Source organism: Serratia sp. Res13-Sevr-LER1-36-b (assembly GCF_015673035.1).
Classification (GTDB): domain Bacteria; phylum Pseudomonadota; class Gammaproteobacteria; order Enterobacterales; family Enterobacteriaceae; genus Chania; species Chania fonticola_C.
Genome location: NZ_JADACK010000018.1, coordinates 259,858 through 277,509, shown reverse-complemented (window position 1 = coordinate 277,509; position 17,652 = coordinate 259,858). Strand labels below are relative to the sequence as shown.

Here is a 17,652-nt window from a genome sequence, read left to right as displayed (position 1 = left end):
GAAGGCTGTTTAACCGGGGGGTAAAGGGGTGGATGGCGTTGCCGCACATCCACCTGATAATCGACGATCAGTGAAGCTTTTTACCATCAACAATGATGTGGTGCGGGCTACGTGCCTTCGGATGGATGAAGAAATGCCCTTCCTGAGCGCTATCCGTGTTGATTGGCACCAGCGTGATATTTTTCGCTCCAGCCGCTTTATTATGCAGTGCGTAAATAATGAAGGGGATTACCAGCACCACCAGGAAGCAAACGACCAGTAAACCGGCATAGACGTCGTTAGCTTCCCCACCCGGTAGCCCCGAAGGAGGGAAGAAGGAGACGACAAAGGCTACCAGAGAGGTCAGCAGCCCGACGACAGCAACCGCAATTTTAACCCCATTGCCTCCCGGTATATTAAAGGTGCGTTTGTTGTTCGGCTGTTTGCGGATCAACTGGATATAAGCCAGGAATAGCAGGAAATAGCTGCAAAGATAAATCACTACCGTCAGCGCCAGCGCAATCAGGAACGACATGTTATTGCCACCCCCGGTATTGGTCAGCACAATCAGTGCCACCGAGGTGATGAGTAACTGGGAAATGACCAGCACCACCGGTACGCCGTTTTTGTTCATTTTGGCAAAACGGGCAGGCAGGATCCCTTGTTGTGCCGTCACTAACATCCCACGGGAAGGCCCGACTATCCATGCCGCGATCTCAGCTAGCACGCCCAGGAGCAACAGCGCAGCGATACCGCGGATAGCCCATTCGAAACCCGTCCCCAAATGATTGATCAGCACCGTGAAGGTTTGCATCACGCCCGCAGAGAGGTTGATTTGCTCATGGGGTATTACGGCAGCAATGGAGAGCCCGCCGACTGAACTGAGGCAAATCGCCGCAAACATCAACAGCAGCATGGCGAGCGGATAATCGCGGCCCGGGTTTTTCATCTCATTGACGTGGGTAGCGGATGCTTCCACCCCCATATAGCTTAGGATGAAGGCCACAAACACCACTAACGTGCTCATGCTGGTGACGTTCGGGAAGAAGGTTTCGGCATTCATTTCAATCGCAATAGGAGCACCAGAGCGCAGATAAGTGACGGCCAGGATCACCAGAATTGCGGCGGGCAGCAGGATACCGGCAAAAAAGCCAATCTTGGCGATGCGAGCGGTATTCTTGGTGCCACCAAACTGAGTCAAGGCCAGACCCCATAAAATAATCAGTGCGGCGACGGTCTTAACTATCGGATCGTTATTGAGTTCGGGCCAGTTGAGAATATAGGACAGCGCACCTAGCACGAAGTAGAGCATCGGAATAAAGCCTATCGCGATTTGCAAATAGCCAAACGAAATAGCGGCAAAACCCCATTTCTCACCCAGGGTTTTAGAAACCCAGGTAAACACGCCGCCCTCCTGCCAGCCCTCAACCGTTGCCATTTCAGCGGCACACAATCCTACTGGAATGAACCACAGCAAGCCGCCAAGGATCAGGAAGAAGGTCAGTGAAAAACCAGAGGTTGCAAACGTTGGGTATTCGTAAACCGCCATCACCATTGATGCCGTTATGGCAAAAAAGCCCAACAGCGTGAGTTGTTTTGGCGCAGCGATGATTTGATTGGTAGCCATGGCAATTCTCCTGGGACAAGCGAAGATGCTTGCCAGTTGATTTCTTATGGTTAACAGGAGTGGCGGTGAGCATGCCACTCCATTAACAGGCCAACTGCGGATCAGCCGTGGTTAAAACCGGCCGCTTCATCTTCCGAAAGTGGGTTAACGACCGGATGACTTTCGAAATGCTCAAGTGCTCGCTTCAGATCGTCAAGCAACAGACTACCCAGGTCAAAACTCACGCCGTGGCGGACTAGAATACGCTGGATCACCAGATCTTCCCGATTAGCTGGCATGGAGTACGCAGGTACCTGCCAGCCGCGTGAGCGTAATTTATCGGCGAGGTCATACAGCGTGTAGCCACCGATATTGGCGCCTTCTTTCAGTTTCCAGGCCAGCGCCGGGATGCCTTTACCACTGTCGCCATCAAACAGAATTTCAAACGGACCGAGCTTACCGATCTCGTCGGCAAGATACTGGGCCGTGGCATAGCAAGCGTTATGGACTTTGGCGTAGCCTTCGCGACCAAGGCGTAAGAAGTTGTAGTACTGGGCGATGATCTGCCCACCAGGGCGTGAGAAGTTGAGCGCAAAGGTAGGCATATTGCCGCCAAGATAGTTGACGTTGAAAATAAGTTCTTCTGGCAAGTCTGCCGCTTCACGCCATACCACCCAGCCCGCCCCCAGAGGGGCCAGCCCAAACTTGTGGCCTGAGGTATTGATGGATTTTACGCGGGGCAGGCGGAAATCCCATTCCAGATCAGGGGCACAGAATGGGGCGAGAAAGCCGCCGCTGGCACCGTCGACATGAATAGGAATATCCAGCCCGGTGTCTTGTTGCAGTTTATCGAGTGCGTCACTGACCGCTTTTACCGGCTCATACTGGCAGGTAAAGGTCACTCCGAGGGTGGGTACTACACCTATGGTATTTTCATCGACTCGTTTCAGTACCTCTTCCGGGCTCATGATCAGACGATCGCCTTCCAGAGGGATTTCTCGCAATTCTACATCGAAATAGCGCGCGAATTTGTGCCAGCAAATTTGCACCGGCCCGCAGATCATATTGGGCTTATCGGTTGTCAGGCCCTGCGCGGCACGTTTTTTGCGCCATTGCCATTTCAACGCCAACCCACCCAGCATAGCGGCTTCTGACGAGCCAATGGTGGAGCAGCCCAGCGTAGTGTCCGGCGACGGCGATTTCCATAGGTCGGCCAGCATGCGCACGCAGCGGGCTTCAATTTCGGCCGTTTGTGGATATTCGTCTTTATCAATCATATTTTTGTCGATGGACAGATCCATCAGGTCGCGAATTTCTTCATCAACCCAGGTCTGACAGAATGTCGCCAGGTTTTGCCGTGAGTTACCGTCTAACATTAATTCATCGCGGATGGCACTAAATACGTGGCGAGGATTTCGCTCTGCGTCTGGAAACCCAGATTTCGGTAGTGAAATGGCTAAATCGATCGAAGAATAAACATCATCATTAACATTGCTGTTATTTTTCTGGTTGCTGTTACTCATAAAAACCCTCTTGATTTTTATATGTCAATATACTCGGCAGGACCATGTAAAACCGTCCCCTGTGCTCTACTAACGCCATCAAGTCTTGGCGTTAATTCTAGAACATTTTCTGGAAAAGATAGGAAATCATCTTAAATATAGTAATTTTCCAGTAAAATCAGTGAGAAGGAGGCTTTTCTTGTTGAGCGTTTTGCCAGTGTTTTTTAAGCAAGGGTGTGGTGATTCATAGATCTAGCTGCACTCGGATTTTTATGACAGTAATTTAATCATTGTTACAGCATGGTTATAATAACATTAAATCTTTTAATGAGACTTTTCTCTATATTGATAAGGTGATTCCTATATTATCCACTGCAACCTAATGGTTTATTAATGAGGATATAAAATTATTGAAAAATAAAGCATTGTGAGGATTACGTTCTACAATTACTCTAAACAAAACCTGCAGTTACCCGCGAAGTCGGTTTGATTTGATAAGGAGTGATGAGTTATGCAGCAAAAAACCATGTTTCTGCCTGCCTACGAACATTCTGAGGCATGCCTATGCCACAGCCCGGCATTTTTACGTATTAATACGGTGCTAACCCGCCAGGCGGCGAAAGCGCCGCCGATAACGACGGCCACGGTCGCAGCAGCAATACCCGCAGGGCAATCCACACATTCCAATGCAGCCGCCAGCGCTACGCAGTTGAAAGCGTTTATCAACGTACGGATTTTTGATGGGGTTTCTGACCAACTGCGCGAGGGGATGCAGGTTATCGTTGAAGGCAACAAAATCAAATCGATTGAACCTGCTGATACGCCTCCGCCTGCGCAAGCAAAAGTGATAGACGGTAACGGTGGCGTGCTGATGCCTGGCCTGATTGATGCTCACTGGCATGCCATCATGGCTCGCCCTTCCATGATGACAGCGATGACGGCCGATTTTAACTATATCCAGGCGCTGGCGATTGCCGAAGCGCAAGCAACGCTGCTGCGTGGGTTCACTACGGTCCGCGATATGGGCGGGCCTGTGTTTGGCTTGAAGCGCGCAATTGATGAGCAGATTACGGTTGGCCCGCGCATTTACCCGTCCGGGGCGTTCATTTCCCAGACCGGCGGCCACGGTGATTTTCGCATGCTCAGCGAAGTCCCTCGCGCCCCCGCGGACTCTCTGAGCTATATCGAGAGGGTGGGGATAACCGCCATTGCCGATGGTGCCGATCAGGTGTTGTTACGCGCCAGGGAACAGCTGATGAGGGGAGCATCCCAGATCAAATTTATGGCCGGTGGCGGAGTAGCCTCGCTCTATGACGGCATCGACGTGACGGAAGGCTCCGTGCCCGAAATCCAGGCGGCGGTGACCGCTGCTGAAAATTGGGGCACCTACGTGACCGTTCACGCCTACACGGCCCGCGCTGTCACCATGGCAATCAAAGGCGGCGTGAAATGTATCGAACACGGCCAGTTGGTGGATGAACAGACCGTGGAGCTCATGGCGCAACAGAATTTGTGGTGGTGCCTGCAACCTTTCCTGGACGATGAAGATGCCGTACCTATGGCGAATCCGGCCTCACGCGCCAAGCAACTGGTGATGTCCGCTGGAACCGATAACGCCTACCAACTGGCGAAAAAGCACCACATTAAAACTGCCTGGGGTACCGACACACTCTTCGACGCCCGGCTTGCCACACGTCAAGGAGCGCAACTTGCCAAGCTGATACGCTGGTATACGCCTCTCGAAATTCTTAAAATGGCTACCAGCGTTAATGCTGAACTTTGCGCGCTCTCCGGCCCACGTAACCCTTATCCCGAGAAGCTTGGGGTGATAGAAGCAGGCGCTCTGGCCGATATGATCATCGTCGACGGCGATCCGCTAACGGATATTCAACTGCTGGCCCAGCCTGAGGACGCGTTCCAGATGATCATGAAGAACGGGCAAATTTATAAAAATACGCTGGAAAACAGCGCGGTTTAGTACAGCGCCGCAATGCGGTTTTGGGAGATAAAATGGCAAGCGCACACTCTTTTCGTCAGCGCCGGTGGCCTTTGTTTTTTCGTTCAGGCCATACGCGCTATGGAGCGTTGGCCTTATTGCTGGTCAGCACCTTTAGCCTCATCGGGTGTCGTGACTTTGGTGCGCCAGCATTTTCCTTGCTCGGCTCTTATTTCCCTGCCTGGCTAGCCTGTGCAGCGATTGGCCTCGCGGTAGCGATAGGGGCTCGCGTTCTGCTGATTTTTGCGGGAATTGACGAAGTCCTGCCGTGGCGACTCTTCGTCTATACCTGCCTGGCGCTCGCCGTAGCATTTATGTCATTGCTTTTATTCTAAGTGCGCTAAAAATGAACAGGTTAAAACAACAGGGCAATAAACGTCGGATAGCGATCGTCATCGGGGTGGTTATCGTTATTGCTGCCGCTATTTCAGGGTGGCTGACGCTGCGTCAAAACTCGTTAAATCCCACGTCGCAAGATACGGTCATCGGTGCCAGCGTGGTGAACGTCAGCAGCTCCGTTCCTGGGCGTATCCAGTCAATTAACGTAACAGAAAACGGCAAGGTCCAACGGGGTGAGGTGATGTTCACTCTCGATCCGACGATTTACCGTTTGCGGGTCGAGCAGGCGCGGGCGGAACTGCAGATGGCGCAAGCTGCCTGGGATACGCAGCACCGCACGATGATCGCAGAACAATCTAACGCGGCGATCACCGATGAGCAGGTTAACCGGGCGCGGGCCAACCTTAAGCTGGCAACTCAAACGCTGGCACGCATTCAGCCGCTGCTGGGCAAGGGCTATGTCACCGCCCAGCAGGTTGATGATGCCCAGACCGCCAAACACGATGCGGAAATCAGCCTGAAACAGGCGCTGAAGCAAACCGTCGCTTCGCAGGCATTAATCAGCAGCGCTGCGGAGTCTGAGGCCTTGCTCAGTGCTCGCCGCGCCGCATTGGCCATTGCCGAACAAGAGCTGGAGAATACCCAGATACGAGCACCGCACAATGGCCTGGTGGTGGGGCTTAATGTTTCGTCGGGGGAATTTGTGATGCCGGACCAGGCAGTATTTACGCTGATTAATAGCGACCACTGGCACGCCTCTGCATACTTTCGCGAAACAGAGCTGGCGCACGTCAAACCGGGGGACTGCGCCACGGTCTATGTTATGGCCGATCGCCAGCGTGCGATTCAGGGCAGAGTGGAGGGCATTGGCTGGGGGATCAGCTCCGAGGAGCAGTTTAACATTCCACGAAATCTGCCTTATGTCCCGAAATCGCTGAACTGGGTGCGGGTCGAACAGCGTTTCCCGGTGCGGATCAACCTTAAAGATCCGCCGGCTGAGTTGATGCGAATTGGTGCCAGCGCGGTGGCAATCGTACGAGACGACCATGGTTGCTGACAGCCCCTGGGGCAGAATGCTGCGCCAGGTGAAGCGCGATTTGGCCTATTTCCCTGGCCGATTGGCGATGGCCTGGCGGGTCGGTGCGCTTTGTGCGCTGATGACGCTGGTTGCCATGCTGTACGGTATCCCCGAATCAGCGATTAGCTGCTATCTGATTTTGTTCGTGATGAAACCAGACGCCGCCGAAAGTATGGCGATGGCCATTGCGGTGACCCTGCTCGTTTCCATAGTGGTGGGGCTGATCTTGCTGATCCTGCCTTATACCCTGGAATCTGCGCCTTTACGCATGGCGGTGCTGGCCCTTAGCTCGTTTGCCTTTCTCTGGCTAGGCTCGGCGAGCAAGCTCGGGCCGGTGGGCAGCATTATTGCGCTGGTGATCGCTTTTATCATGTCGCTGCTTGGCGATGCGCCGAATGGAGAGTTGGCGGTACGCGCGGTGCTATATGCCTGGCTGATGGCCGCATCACCGATGCTGCTATTAGTGGCATTTAATCTTTTCATCGGGCGGCCACCCTGGAAACTGTTACGCGCAAGTCTGGCAGAACGCTTAGAGGTTGCCGGTGCGGCATTACGCCACCCGGATGCCCCCAGCCTGCGTAAAGTGGAGGAGCTGCTGCGGGAAGGGCAGAGCGAACATCAACAGCGGGCTATGCTCGTGCGCATTTTCCATCTGCGGCCTGCCGCAGAGGCCGCCTGGCTAACCGCCGCTGTCAACAGCAGCTATCGGTTACTGTTGGCAATTTCAGCCCTCAATAAAACCGTACCGGCGTTAACTCGCCCTGAACTGGCAGACTGGTGCAGTTCTGCCGCCGAGGCCATTACCACAGGCCAGGTGGTTGAACCCCCTGCGTTTAATCAGAGTGGGAAAAATGACGAAGTCACCCACGCGCTGGTGCAACTTGCAACGCCAGATAACGCGGTAGACACCAGTGCGCCAAAAGCCTCATTTTTAGCCGCAGACGCCTTTACCAATCCCGTCCATCAGCAATTTGCCTTAAAAACCACGGCGGCCAGCGTGATCTGTTATCTCGTCTATACCGCACTGGACTGGCAAGATATTCATACCGCCATGATCACCTGTTATGTCGCCGCGCTCGGCACGGCGGGGGAGACGGTACACAAGCTGACGCTGCGCATCGTTGGCTGCCTGATAGGCGCATTGATGGGCGTGCTTTCGCTGATTTTTATTGTTCCGTCGCTGAGTGATATCGGCCAGTTAATGGCGCTGGTGTTCGGCGCGTTGCTGCTCAGTGCCTGGGTATCGAGCGGCAATGAGCGGATTGCCTATGCGGGAATACAAATCGGACTGGCATTTTTACTGACCGTATTACATGGCTTTGGGCCGAGCACGGATTTGGGCGTCGCGCTCGACAGGGTGCTGGGGATCCTGCTGGGGAATCTGGTGGTGTATTTGATATTCACTTACGTGTGGCCCGTCGCCATTGCTGATTTTGTCCGCACTCGCATCCGCAGCCTGGTCACGGGGTTAAGCAATCTGGCCGCATTGGCACCAACAGAACGCCCGGCAGCGATAAGACAGGCGGCAGAGGTTGAAGAAGAACTGACTACGGCACGGGAGGCGCTAAGGCTGGTTCCTTTTGAGCCAAGATCGCTACGCCCCTCTCCCGAAGAATGCCGGCGTCTGCAAGCTATCCTTGGCGAAATGGAAAACCTCTGTCCGGTGCTGTTTTTGCCCTTTGATAAGTCCTCCTCCGATGTGGAACGGCTCAGCCGACTTTCCTCGAACGGTGGAGTGATTGATCCCTCAGTACCAACAGGCAGCAATAACGGTTTGCCACCCGCCGTTGAACTTGAGATCCAACAAAGCATCAGGCGACTTGAGGAACTTCTCGGATGAAGCCGCGCACTCAGACTTTCAAAATACGAACTTTCAGCACGGCAGTGGGGCTGTGTCTGTTAGCAGGCTGTGCCACGGACCAATTGGCGTTGGCCCCGGCTAGCCCTTCCTCTCCCTGGGCGCCTGACGGCATCAGCAGTCATGAATTTGCTGTTCCGGCCAACCCGGCGGTAGCGGAACTCCCTGCACCGCCAGCGATCAACCAGGAACAGGTTTACCAGTTACCCGAGCTTATCGACATCGCCCAGATGCAAAACCCGGATACCCGCATCGCCTGGCAGCAGGCGCGGCAGGCTGCGCTGGGCGTAGGTATGGCTGAAGCGACATTTTTGCCGATGATTTCAGCCAGCGTTATCGGCGGCTATCAAAGAACGCGCACGCCGTTGCCTTATGACATTGACGGCCAACACGATCTGGATACCACCGGCAGCGCGGTTGTACCGGCACTGGCATTGCAGTGGTTAATCTTCGATTTTGGTCAGCGTAGCGCTTTGCAACAGGCGGCCAAGCACACTTCCTATGCCGCCAACGTCGCCTTTAACGGCATGCATCAAAAGATTATTTACGATGTTACGCGCAGCTATTACCAATACGGTGCAGCCCAGTCACGCCGCAAAATAGCTCAGGAGACGCTGCGCAATAGCCAGAAAATCCTCGATGCCGCCTTGGCGCGTAACAAAAATGGCGTCGCGACAACGGTGGAAGTCGCGCAGGCACGCCAGCAGGTCGCGCAGTCGGAACTGAATCGCGTTGTGGCGCAGGGAACGGAACGTGACGCATGGCAGGCCTTACTGGCAGCTATGGGCATATCAGCCTCATCGCAAATCAAAATAGGCTATGCCGAGGATAAACCTTTACCGCAGACGGCCAGTGCGCCAACCCAGCAGATGATTAAACTGGCGCTCTCCCAGCGGCCAGACGTATTGGCAACTTATGCTGCTGCGCAGGCTGCAACTGCAGGTATCAAAGCGGCAGAGGCGGACTTTCTGCCTAAGGTCTATCTTGCCAGCGCGGTCGCGGGTGGCGATGGGCGCTTCGATATGCAGGGATTGCCGCCGATTGGTCAGCAAACCTCCTCCTCTAGCATTCTCTTGGGCGTTACCGTACCGCTTTACGATGGTGGAATACGAGCTGCCCGTGTGAAAGAGGCCGAATCACGTGCTGCCGTGGCAAACGAGACTTTCCAAAAGACGCAGGAGGCTGCTGTTCGAGAGATTATCGTGGCTGCCGATACGTTGCAATCCGCGCTAGAAGCCAACCAGGCAGCCTTGAACCTGGTAAAAACCGCGTTTATTACCTACGACGCCGCGCTGGAGTCTTATCGCAACGGCGTGGGGACCATCACCGTGGCCAACGAGGCTGCCAATGGTCTGCTCTATGCGCAACAGATGAGTACCGATGCCCACGCTGCGGCACTGATCGCGGCGGCTAATTTAGCCTTTGTGATGGGCAAAATGACCCACGTGGACCCAGAGTAATTCAGGGGGATAAACCGACAGCTATCGACATAAGGAAGAAAATCATGACATCTCCATTCTCGGCACTGATCATCGGTGCGTCACGCGGCATAGGTTTAGGTATTGTCAGGCAGCTATCCATGCAGGGCTGGCAGGTAGTTGCAACCTGTCGCGACGCGGTGCCTGCCGATAGCCCGGCGGATACGCAATGGCTGAAGTTAGATATCAATCATCAGGATGAAAGGATTGCCCTGAAAGAGCGGCTGTCGCCGCAACAATTCGATCTTATCTTTATCAACGCCGGTGTTTACGGGCCAGCCCATCAGGACGTTACCCAGGCGAATGACGATGAGATCGTTCAACTGTTTATGACCAATACCTTTTCGCCGGTTCGCTGTGCGGCAGCGTTAATACCGCTGGTGAAACCGCACACCGGCGTGATGGCGTTGATGACATCGGAGTTGGGCAGTTTAAATGAGAACGACGCGGCGACCTATCCGCTGTACGCCGCCAGCAAGGCGGCTCTGAATATGTTAACGCGCGGGTTGCGTGATACCGCCGCACGGCGGGAGTTGACTTTGCTGTCGGTGCATCCAGGCTGGGTACAAACGGATATGGGCGGAACGAATGCCACGCTGACTGTCGAACAAAGCGGCTCTGGCATTGTGAGCCAGGTGCTGGCCTGGCGAGGCAAAGGAGGGCATCACTTTATTGACTATGCAGGCAACGTGCTACGTTGGTAAAACGCGGTTTTGTAGGGGCGCTGCTGCGCCCATTTAACTCCTGTTCCAATCTTCCCCTCCTCGGCCTGTACAGGGATTAAGGGAGGGGAATAACGTTATCCTTACTTACTTCAACTCAGGCCAGTAGTCCTTGTTCGCCTCAATCAAGTCATCAAGTATCGCTTTGGCAACTGATGCGCTAGGTACGGTTTTCGACAGCGTAATGGCTTGCCACAGTTTCTGATAAGAACGCTGTTCCCAGGCATCGACTACCAGTTTTTCTACCGCCACCTGCTGGCTCATCAGCCCTTTCTGGAATTGCGGGATATTGCCAACCACCAGCGGTTGCGGGCCACTTTTGCCAACCAGGCAGGGGATCTCGACCATGGCTTCCGGATCGAAGTTATTAATAGCGCCGTTGTTTGGCACAATCAACAGCATGCGCTCCTGGGTGTTGAAGGCGATGGCGGTTGCCAGATCGACGATGTAGGAGGCATGCTCATCGATTTCCAACTCACCTGCCGAGGATTTACCCGCCTGGATAATGGCATTGCAGGAGCCGAATACGTGCTTCTCGCGGTGATCCATGACTTCGTTAGCGCGGGTACGCTCCGGGTTGGAATGCTCTACTACGTAGTCCGGGAACAGATAGTATTTCAGGTAGGTATTTGGGAAGGTTTCTGGATCCAACGCCCAGACATCTTTCGCTTTGGCAAAGGTGTCATTCCAGCTAGCCTCCGTACCATGTTCATCTGAGGGCGGAACGTAGCCAAATTTAGCCACGTATTCGCGGATTTTAGGCATCAAGTCGTTGCCCTGAAGATCCTCAATAGACGTCCACCAGCCGAAGTGATTAAGCCCGTAGTAACGCACGCGCATCTCTTTGCGGTCTTTCAGGCCAGCAATTTGCGCCATGCGGCTTTCAATGCCGATTGGCATATCGCAGATGTTGAGGATTTTCGCCGTTGGGCGCAGACGACGGGTTGCTTCTGCCACAATCGCCGCCGGGTTGGAATAGTTCAGCATCCAGGCGTTTGGCGAGTATTGCTCCATGTAGTCGGCAATTTCCAGCACGCCGCCGATGGAGCGCATACCGTAAGCAATTCCCCCTGGCCCGCAGGTTTCCTGGCCGAGCACGCCGTGGCGCAGAGGGATTTTTTCGTCTTTTTCACGCATCGGGTATTTGCCTACGCGGATGTGTGCCATCACGAAATCCACATCGGTAAATGCCACTTTGGGGTCCGTGGTGTAGCTAAATTCGATGTCTGGTGCCTGCTCTTTCAGGATAATTTTGCACGCTTCGGCAATGGTTTCCTGGCGCGCACCATCGTTATCATAGAATTTCAAGGCGCGCAGCGGGAAACGGTGCTGGTTTGCCAGTAACATCAGTACGATACCAGGAGTGAAGGTGCTGCCACCGCCAGCTACAACTACAGAGAATTTATTCATGATACTGCCTCCGTCATGGATTTAAGTTCGCTTGAAGAAGCGTCTTTCATCAGGTTTTCGATCTGGTCGCGGACCTGCGGGACGTTCAGCCCCACAATCACCTGTATACCGTTGCCGCGTCGCACCACACCGTGGGCACCCAGCGCTTTAAAAATGTCGTCGCTTTGCGTCAGCGACATATCCACCAGGGTAATGCGCAGGCGGGTCGCACAGTTGTTAACGCTCAGGATGTTGTTGGTTCCGCCAAGTGCTTCGAGAAAACCGGCAGCCTGGCCTTGTTTGGCTTCTTTCGCGGCCGCTGCCGTAGTTTGCTGGCGGGATGCTTGATAGTCCGCCTTGCTGTAGAGCTTGATTTCAGCCTCTTCGCGGCCCGGCGTTTTCAGATTGAAACGTAGAATCAAGGTGCGGAACACCAGGAAGTAGATACCGGTAAAGGCAAGTCCAATGCCAATCTGAATAAACATCATTGATGCGTGGTTGTGGAACATCGGGATCCAGTTTTGCGGCAGGAATTGGTCAAGCAGACCGCCGCCCATGTTGCCCACCACGCCGCACATATACATGACCGTCGCCATGGTAGCGGCCAGAAATGCGTGGACGACAAACAGTACCGGCGAGATAAACAGGAAGGTAAATTCCAGTGGTTCGGTAATGCCGACCAGCATCGCCGTTAACGTGGCGGGGATCAGCAGGCCTGCCACCTTTACTTGATTCTCAGGTGAAGCGGTGGCGTAGAGAGCCAGCGCAATCCCCAGACAGCCAAACACCTTCGAGTTACCGTGCAGCGCAAAGCCACCTTCTGGGAACAGCGTTTTCAGCGGCAGCGTGCTTTGACTGAACTCCTGCAAATGCTGCGCCCAGTAAACCTGAATTCCGCCTTCCACGACTGCCGGGCCAAAGACAAATGGACCATAGATGAAGTGATGTAACCCCGTTGGGATCAGGATGCGCTCAAGGAAGGTGTAAACCCACACGCCGAGCGATCCCGCGCTGCGCAGGAATTCCTGCAGTGATTCAATCCCCATCTGTACTTTTGGCCAGCCGAACAGGGTTAGCCACGCGCAAGGGATCATGACGAAGAAGGCAACAATGACCACGAATGAGCTGCCTTGGAAAATACCGAGGAAAACGGGAAGTTGTTTATCGAAATAGCGGTTATGGATAGCGGTGACCAATCCGGAAATCACAATCGCACCGATAATACTGGTATCGAGCGTTTTGATGCCGGCAATCATCGTGAGCCCGGTTCCCGCCACCGGGTCGACGTTAAAATCAACGCCAAAGTACTGGCCCCAGGTCATTCCCATTGCGTTGATGAAGTAGTTCCAGGTCATGAAACTGACTAGTACGGCCAGGCAGGCGCGGCCCTGAGCCTGTTTTGCCAGGCCAATAGGTAAACCCACGGCGAAAATCAGTGGCATATTACGAAATACCGTCCAGCCGCCTTCTTCAATAATGTGGACGATTTGCGCAAATAAGTTATCGGGTGCAGTGAGCGCTTCGCCGACAAACATCGGGTTGCGCAGCATAATGGCGATACCGACCACAATCCCGGCAAACGGGAATAGCAGGACCGGGGTAAACATTGCGCCACCAAAACGTTGTATTTGACTGAGCATTTTAAATCCTCATATAACAACCTGTAGGGGAAGTGACCTTATTCTTTAACGCGGGTCTGAGAAGCAGAGTAGGGAGTACGTGAGGGGTTATCTTTGTCCGTCGCACCGATTCGTGATCGCATTCATGGTTTTTGTTTGCACCAAGTTGTCTACTTTTCGTCATAAAACTGTACACGACGATTTCACTTGAAATTTTCACCTGATGAGGTTGTTTACAACTTCAATAAAAACAGCCTATTAATTTATAGGACGTGGATTATTTAAGCGCAGTGCGAAACGCCAGAGAGGTCTATCAGTGATCTACAAATCCATAGCCGACAGGCTACGCATTCGGCTCAATTCCGCCGATTATCATATTGGCAGCCCATTGCCTGCGGAGGTTCGCCTGGCGGAAGAGTTTGGCGTCTCGCGTATGACCATTCGCAAGGCGATAGATCTGCTGGTGGGGTGGGGATTGGTGGAGCGTCGCCACGGTAGCGGCACTTATGTCGCGAAGAAAGATGTGCATCATGAAACCACCAACCTGACCGGATTTATCGAGGTGATGCGCAATCAGGGTAAGGAAGTGGTAAGCGACGTGCTGGAGTTTACTATTATGCCCGCGCCACCCGCTATCGCTAGCCAGTTGCGCATCAAGATTGATGAACGGATCTACTACTCGCGCCGGGTTCGTTCGGTCGACGGCAAGCCTCTGATGGTAGAAGACAGCTATATGCCAGCGAAGCTCTATCGCAATTTGTCCATTGCCCACTTGGAGGGGTCAAAATTCAGCTATATCGAAGATGAATGCCACATCATCGTGCGCGGCAATTATGAGAGCCTCACGCCTGTACTGGCCGATAAAAAGATGGCGAAGCTGCTGAATGTCGATGAGCAGACACCTATTCTGCGCATCACCTCGCTGTCATACAGCGACAGCGGCGATTTCGTGAATTATTCGGTGATGTTCAGAAATGCCAGCGAGTACCAGGTGGATTACCATTTACGGCGGGAGCATGTGAAAGTATAGGGAATAGCTGTTCCCCGCGCTAGCGGGGATGAACCGTTCAGCCGCACTGTACTTGAATACCTGGTCGGCTGACTGTAAATTCAATGTCTATACTGGCGATAACAGTACTGCCATGCACAGGCATCAATGAGTGATCGACAACCAGAACGTCACCGTGATGTATCCGGGCATCATCCATTGAGTTCCCAGACACTCTTAAGAAGTAGGTCGCAGAAAGGTGTTTTTACACAGTATTCGTGCAAATACGTTTATTACTTGGCAGCTTCTGCGGCGGTCTTGACCCAACCGTCAAAAGTAGCCTGATGCGCTTTGATCCAACCATCAACATGGTTTTTGATATCGGCTTCAGAGGCATGGCCTTCGTGCATGCGCAGGTTCTGTGCATTGATGTCGGCAACCGGCAACTTCATGATAGAAAACAGCTTCGCGGCAGCAGGGTTAGCTTGCGCCCACTGTTTATTGGCGGCGATATGCATACTGCTAAGAGGGAAGCCATAGTTGGCGCCATTCGGCAGCTTGGTATCCACATCTTTGTTTTCGCCTGGTAATGAAGAAAAGGGGACCTGTAGCCATACCACATCACGCCCAAGGACCATCACATCACTGACCCAGTAGGGCATCCAGGTGTAATACAGCACCGGTTTACCCTCCTTGAAGCGAGTAATCGTATCGGCAATCATAGCAGCGTAGTTACCCTGATTGTGTTCCACCGTATCGCTTAAGCCGTAGACATCAATATGGTGATCAATCACGGCCTCACAGCCCCAACCCGGTGTACAACCGGTCATATCAGCCTTGCCGTTGCCATTGGTGTCAAACAGCTTGGCAAGCTTCGGATCTTTTAGCTGTTCAAAGTTGGTGATGTGATATTGGTCGGCAGTTTTTTTATCGATCAAATAACCTTGTGCCAATCCCTTAACGTACACCCCTTCCCGATATAATTTTTTATCACCGCCTGCTGCCTGATATTGATCGGCATGTAACGGCTCCCAACTGACCGCAAGAAAGGTTGCGTCACCAGAGGCGACCGAGGTGTAGGCCACGTTGTAGTCCACTTCGCGGGGTTCTTTAACATCATAACCGAGCTTTTCCAGCGCCCTGCTGACCAGCAACGTCTGGAATGTTTCTTCAGAAATAGTGCTTTGCACCGGTTGTACCAAAATACCTTTTCCCGGTAAATCAGCAGCGGTCGCACCCTGTGAGCTAAGCAGCGTGGCAAGTACAACGGCCCAGATTCCTGTGGAGCGCATAGATTTTCCTTTTTCTGGCCTAAATCACTAGGCTATTTTATGTGTCATTTTGTGCTACGGCAGCGCTCGGACTGCGTGTACGCGCTGTCCATACCTAAACTGTCTGCGACGATTACGCCGATTGAATTAGGTGTATATACTCGTCATGCTTCAAGCTGCATGGGTGTTGGCTACATCCGTTCGCACCAGTCACATTGTGGGCTATGCTCCTGGTAACTCTTGGTCTTGCCATCTACATGCGACTCGAATTATTTAGAGTATATATTAGTCAAATTTTCTTGATTAACGCGCATGTGAATAATTAAATCCCTCCTGGTTTACTTATAAATAAATATCTGCTAATTCCATGCTGAGTTTATTCCCCTTCATGATCCATAGCCTATTATTAGATGGTTTTTCTCTATTGAATACCTCTCCGAACTTGTCTTTTTCACGCACTGACATATGGTTCAGTAAAGCTGATGTGACATCACATTAACGCCTAGTGATTCTCGCTCACCAGAGTGAAGTTTTAAACGGGAATTTATTCCCCAATAGTGCTAAATGTGTCTTATACCGTAACACACTGACATTTTGAGGCAACCCTCAATATAACATATTGAGACATTTTGTAGCGGTACAGTGAATCTTGCCACCTGAATAGAGGCAGCTCACCATCACCAAGTAGTCAGAAAATCCCCTAAAGCCTTGTCGCTGATACCCGATAATATTGATGTTCGGTAGTTAAATAAAAAACACAACGCATTGAAGTTAATGATATATATTAAAAATATGCTCTTTATGACGGCTAAGCCCCCTGAAAAGTTCCAGTATTTATTCTGGAACGCATATGTCATCATTTCCATAATCTAGCAAAGAGTTTTCTTTAACAAACGTTTTAGCTATCAGGCGAACAACCTCATTCGCCATACGGTCGGCTTGTAATGATTGTGAAAGCCTTATAGTCATACAGATATCGGGCAGTGCGGGAAGCTCTAACGTCAAACTTATGTCATCGTGGTTTAATAACATGGCTCTCGGAGGAAGAGGGGAAATCCCCATTCCGGCAGAGACCGCTTCCTGAATATTGCTGTAGCTATAACTTGAATAGGCTATTTTCCACGCCATCCCACTGTTATTTAGAGCATCAATAGCACATTGGCGATAAAGACATCCCTCATGAAATACCACTAATGGGATGGGCGACGATGTTAAAACAAAATTTTGCGCAGCCACCCACCTTAGCGGTTCAACCGATAGCGGTGTCTCTAAAAAATCATGGGTATAAATGTGTTTGTTAAGAATAGCGTCGAGATTCCCTCTTTGTAACCCCTCATTAAGTCGCCATGAGAGTTCTGACGTTATTTCTAATTCAACATTTGGGTACATTATCCGGCAAGAGAGGATCAGCGTTGGGATATACTTGGCTTGAAAGTCATCTAAAACACCAATTCTCAACTTACCGGAAAATGGCGAATCTCGAATGGAGAAGAAGGCTTCATCTGTTGCATCTAGAACTTTTTTAGCTTTGAGATAAAAAATCCGCCCGTCAGGAGTAGGAGTCTCAATCCTCCCTTGCTTACGCAGCAAAAGTGGTAACGCTAAAATGTCTTCAAGCCTTTTGATTATTTGCGTTATAGCGGGCTGAGATTTTCCTAGTTCCTCCCCAGCTTTTGAAAAACTTTCTGTTTCAATCACAGCGACAAAAACACGCATGTGCTCTAACGTCAATTGCCTTGCATTGCCACGCAACATAAGCCCCTCTTATTTTAATGAGTTAATTCTTGATTTCCTATTGAAGGCTAAACCTGTCAGGTTGATTGACGC

At 52.2% G+C, this 17,652-nt stretch carries 14 protein-coding genes; 7 read left to right on the top strand and 7 right to left on the bottom strand.

What is annotated here, in order from left to right; translation table 11 throughout:
• Positions 1 to 67 precede the first annotated feature (67 nt).
• The gene (gene gadC, locus IMQ33_RS13015) at positions 68 to 1,606 is read right to left on the bottom strand and encodes a glutamate:gamma-aminobutyrate antiporter (RefSeq protein ID WP_173409005.1); all 1,539 of its coding nucleotides are present in this window, start codon (positions 1,604 to 1,606) and stop codon (positions 68 to 70) included.
• Between the two features lie 101 nt (positions 1,607 to 1,707).
• A complete protein-coding gene (locus IMQ33_RS13010) occupies positions 1,708 to 3,108 on the bottom strand; it encodes a glutamate decarboxylase (RefSeq protein ID WP_065683254.1) in 1,401 nt (466 codons plus the stop codon).
• Between the two features lie 490 nt (positions 3,109 to 3,598).
• On the opposite strand from IMQ33_RS13010, the gene IMQ33_RS13005 reads away from it, so the two are divergent.
• Genes IMQ33_RS13005 through IMQ33_RS12980 form a run of 6 tightly spaced genes read left to right on the top strand, consistent with a single transcriptional unit; the run spans position 3,599 to position 10,540 of the window.
• The gene (locus IMQ33_RS13005) at positions 3,599 to 5,065 is read left to right on the top strand and encodes an amidohydrolase family protein (protein WP_161739741.1); all 1,467 of its coding nucleotides are present in this window, start codon (positions 3,599 to 3,601) and stop codon (positions 5,063 to 5,065) included.
• Positions 5,066 to 5,097: 32 nt separating this feature from the next.
• Positions 5,098 to 5,418, top strand: coding sequence for a YtcA family lipoprotein (locus IMQ33_RS13000; protein WP_098930500.1), 321 nt, complete (start codon positions 5,098 to 5,100; stop codon positions 5,416 to 5,418).
• A gap of 11 nt (positions 5,419 to 5,429) precedes the next feature.
• A complete protein-coding gene (mdtN, locus tag IMQ33_RS12995; protein ID WP_065683256.1) occupies positions 5,430 to 6,479 on the top strand; it encodes a multidrug transporter subunit MdtN in 1,050 nt (349 codons plus the stop codon).
• Entirely contained in the window at positions 6,469 to 8,340 is a 1,872-nt protein-coding gene (locus IMQ33_RS12990; protein ID WP_230326637.1) for an FUSC family protein, read from the top strand. Before mdtN ends, IMQ33_RS12990 begins: the two co-directional genes overlap by 11 nt.
• Complete coding sequence (locus IMQ33_RS12985) at positions 8,337 to 9,818, top strand: TolC family protein (protein ID WP_196061513.1); 1,482 nt, start codon at positions 8,337 to 8,339, stop codon at positions 9,816 to 9,818. The genes IMQ33_RS12990 and IMQ33_RS12985 overlap by 4 nt, the downstream gene beginning before the upstream one ends.
• A 44-nt stretch (positions 9,819 to 9,862) precedes the next feature.
• Positions 9,863 to 10,540 carry an SDR family oxidoreductase gene (locus IMQ33_RS12980; protein ID WP_196061512.1) on the top strand — a complete coding sequence of 226 codons (678 nt, stop codon included), beginning with the start codon at positions 9,863 to 9,865 and terminating at the stop codon, positions 10,538 to 10,540.
• A gap of 105 nt (positions 10,541 to 10,645) precedes the next feature.
• On the opposite strand, the gene IMQ33_RS12975 is transcribed toward IMQ33_RS12980, so the two are convergent.
• The gene (locus tag IMQ33_RS12975) at positions 10,646 to 11,968 is read right to left on the bottom strand and encodes a 6-phospho-alpha-glucosidase (RefSeq protein ID WP_024528097.1); all 1,323 of its coding nucleotides are present in this window, start codon (positions 11,966 to 11,968) and stop codon (positions 10,646 to 10,648) included.
• Positions 11,965 to 13,587 carry an alpha-glucoside-specific PTS transporter subunit IIBC gene (locus IMQ33_RS12970; RefSeq protein WP_196061511.1) on the bottom strand — a complete coding sequence of 541 codons (1,623 nt, stop codon included), beginning with the start codon at positions 13,585 to 13,587 and terminating at the stop codon, positions 11,965 to 11,967. Before IMQ33_RS12970 ends, IMQ33_RS12975 begins: the two co-directional genes overlap by 4 nt.
• A 295-nt stretch (positions 13,588 to 13,882) precedes the next feature.
• Between IMQ33_RS12970 and IMQ33_RS12965 the strand changes: the two genes are divergently transcribed.
• Complete coding sequence (locus tag IMQ33_RS12965) at positions 13,883 to 14,596, top strand: GntR family transcriptional regulator (RefSeq protein ID WP_196061510.1); 714 nt, start codon at positions 13,883 to 13,885, stop codon at positions 14,594 to 14,596.
• 37 nt (positions 14,597 to 14,633) lie between these two features.
• Here the strand turns inward: IMQ33_RS12965 and IMQ33_RS26320 are convergent, their stop codons facing one another.
• The 3 genes from IMQ33_RS26320 to IMQ33_RS12950 form a co-directional block, all read right to left on the bottom strand.
• A complete protein-coding gene (locus tag IMQ33_RS26320; protein WP_304621663.1) occupies positions 14,634 to 14,774 on the bottom strand; it encodes a hypothetical protein in 141 nt (46 codons plus the stop codon).
• A gap of 73 nt (positions 14,775 to 14,847) precedes the next feature.
• Entirely contained in the window at positions 14,848 to 15,846 is a 999-nt protein-coding gene (gene proX, locus IMQ33_RS12955; RefSeq protein ID WP_196061509.1) for a glycine betaine/L-proline ABC transporter substrate-binding protein ProX, read from the bottom strand.
• 813 nt (positions 15,847 to 16,659) lie between these two features.
• A complete protein-coding gene (locus IMQ33_RS12950; protein ID WP_196061508.1) occupies positions 16,660 to 17,580 on the bottom strand; it encodes a LysR family transcriptional regulator in 921 nt (306 codons plus the stop codon).
• Positions 17,581 to 17,652 lie beyond the last annotated feature (72 nt).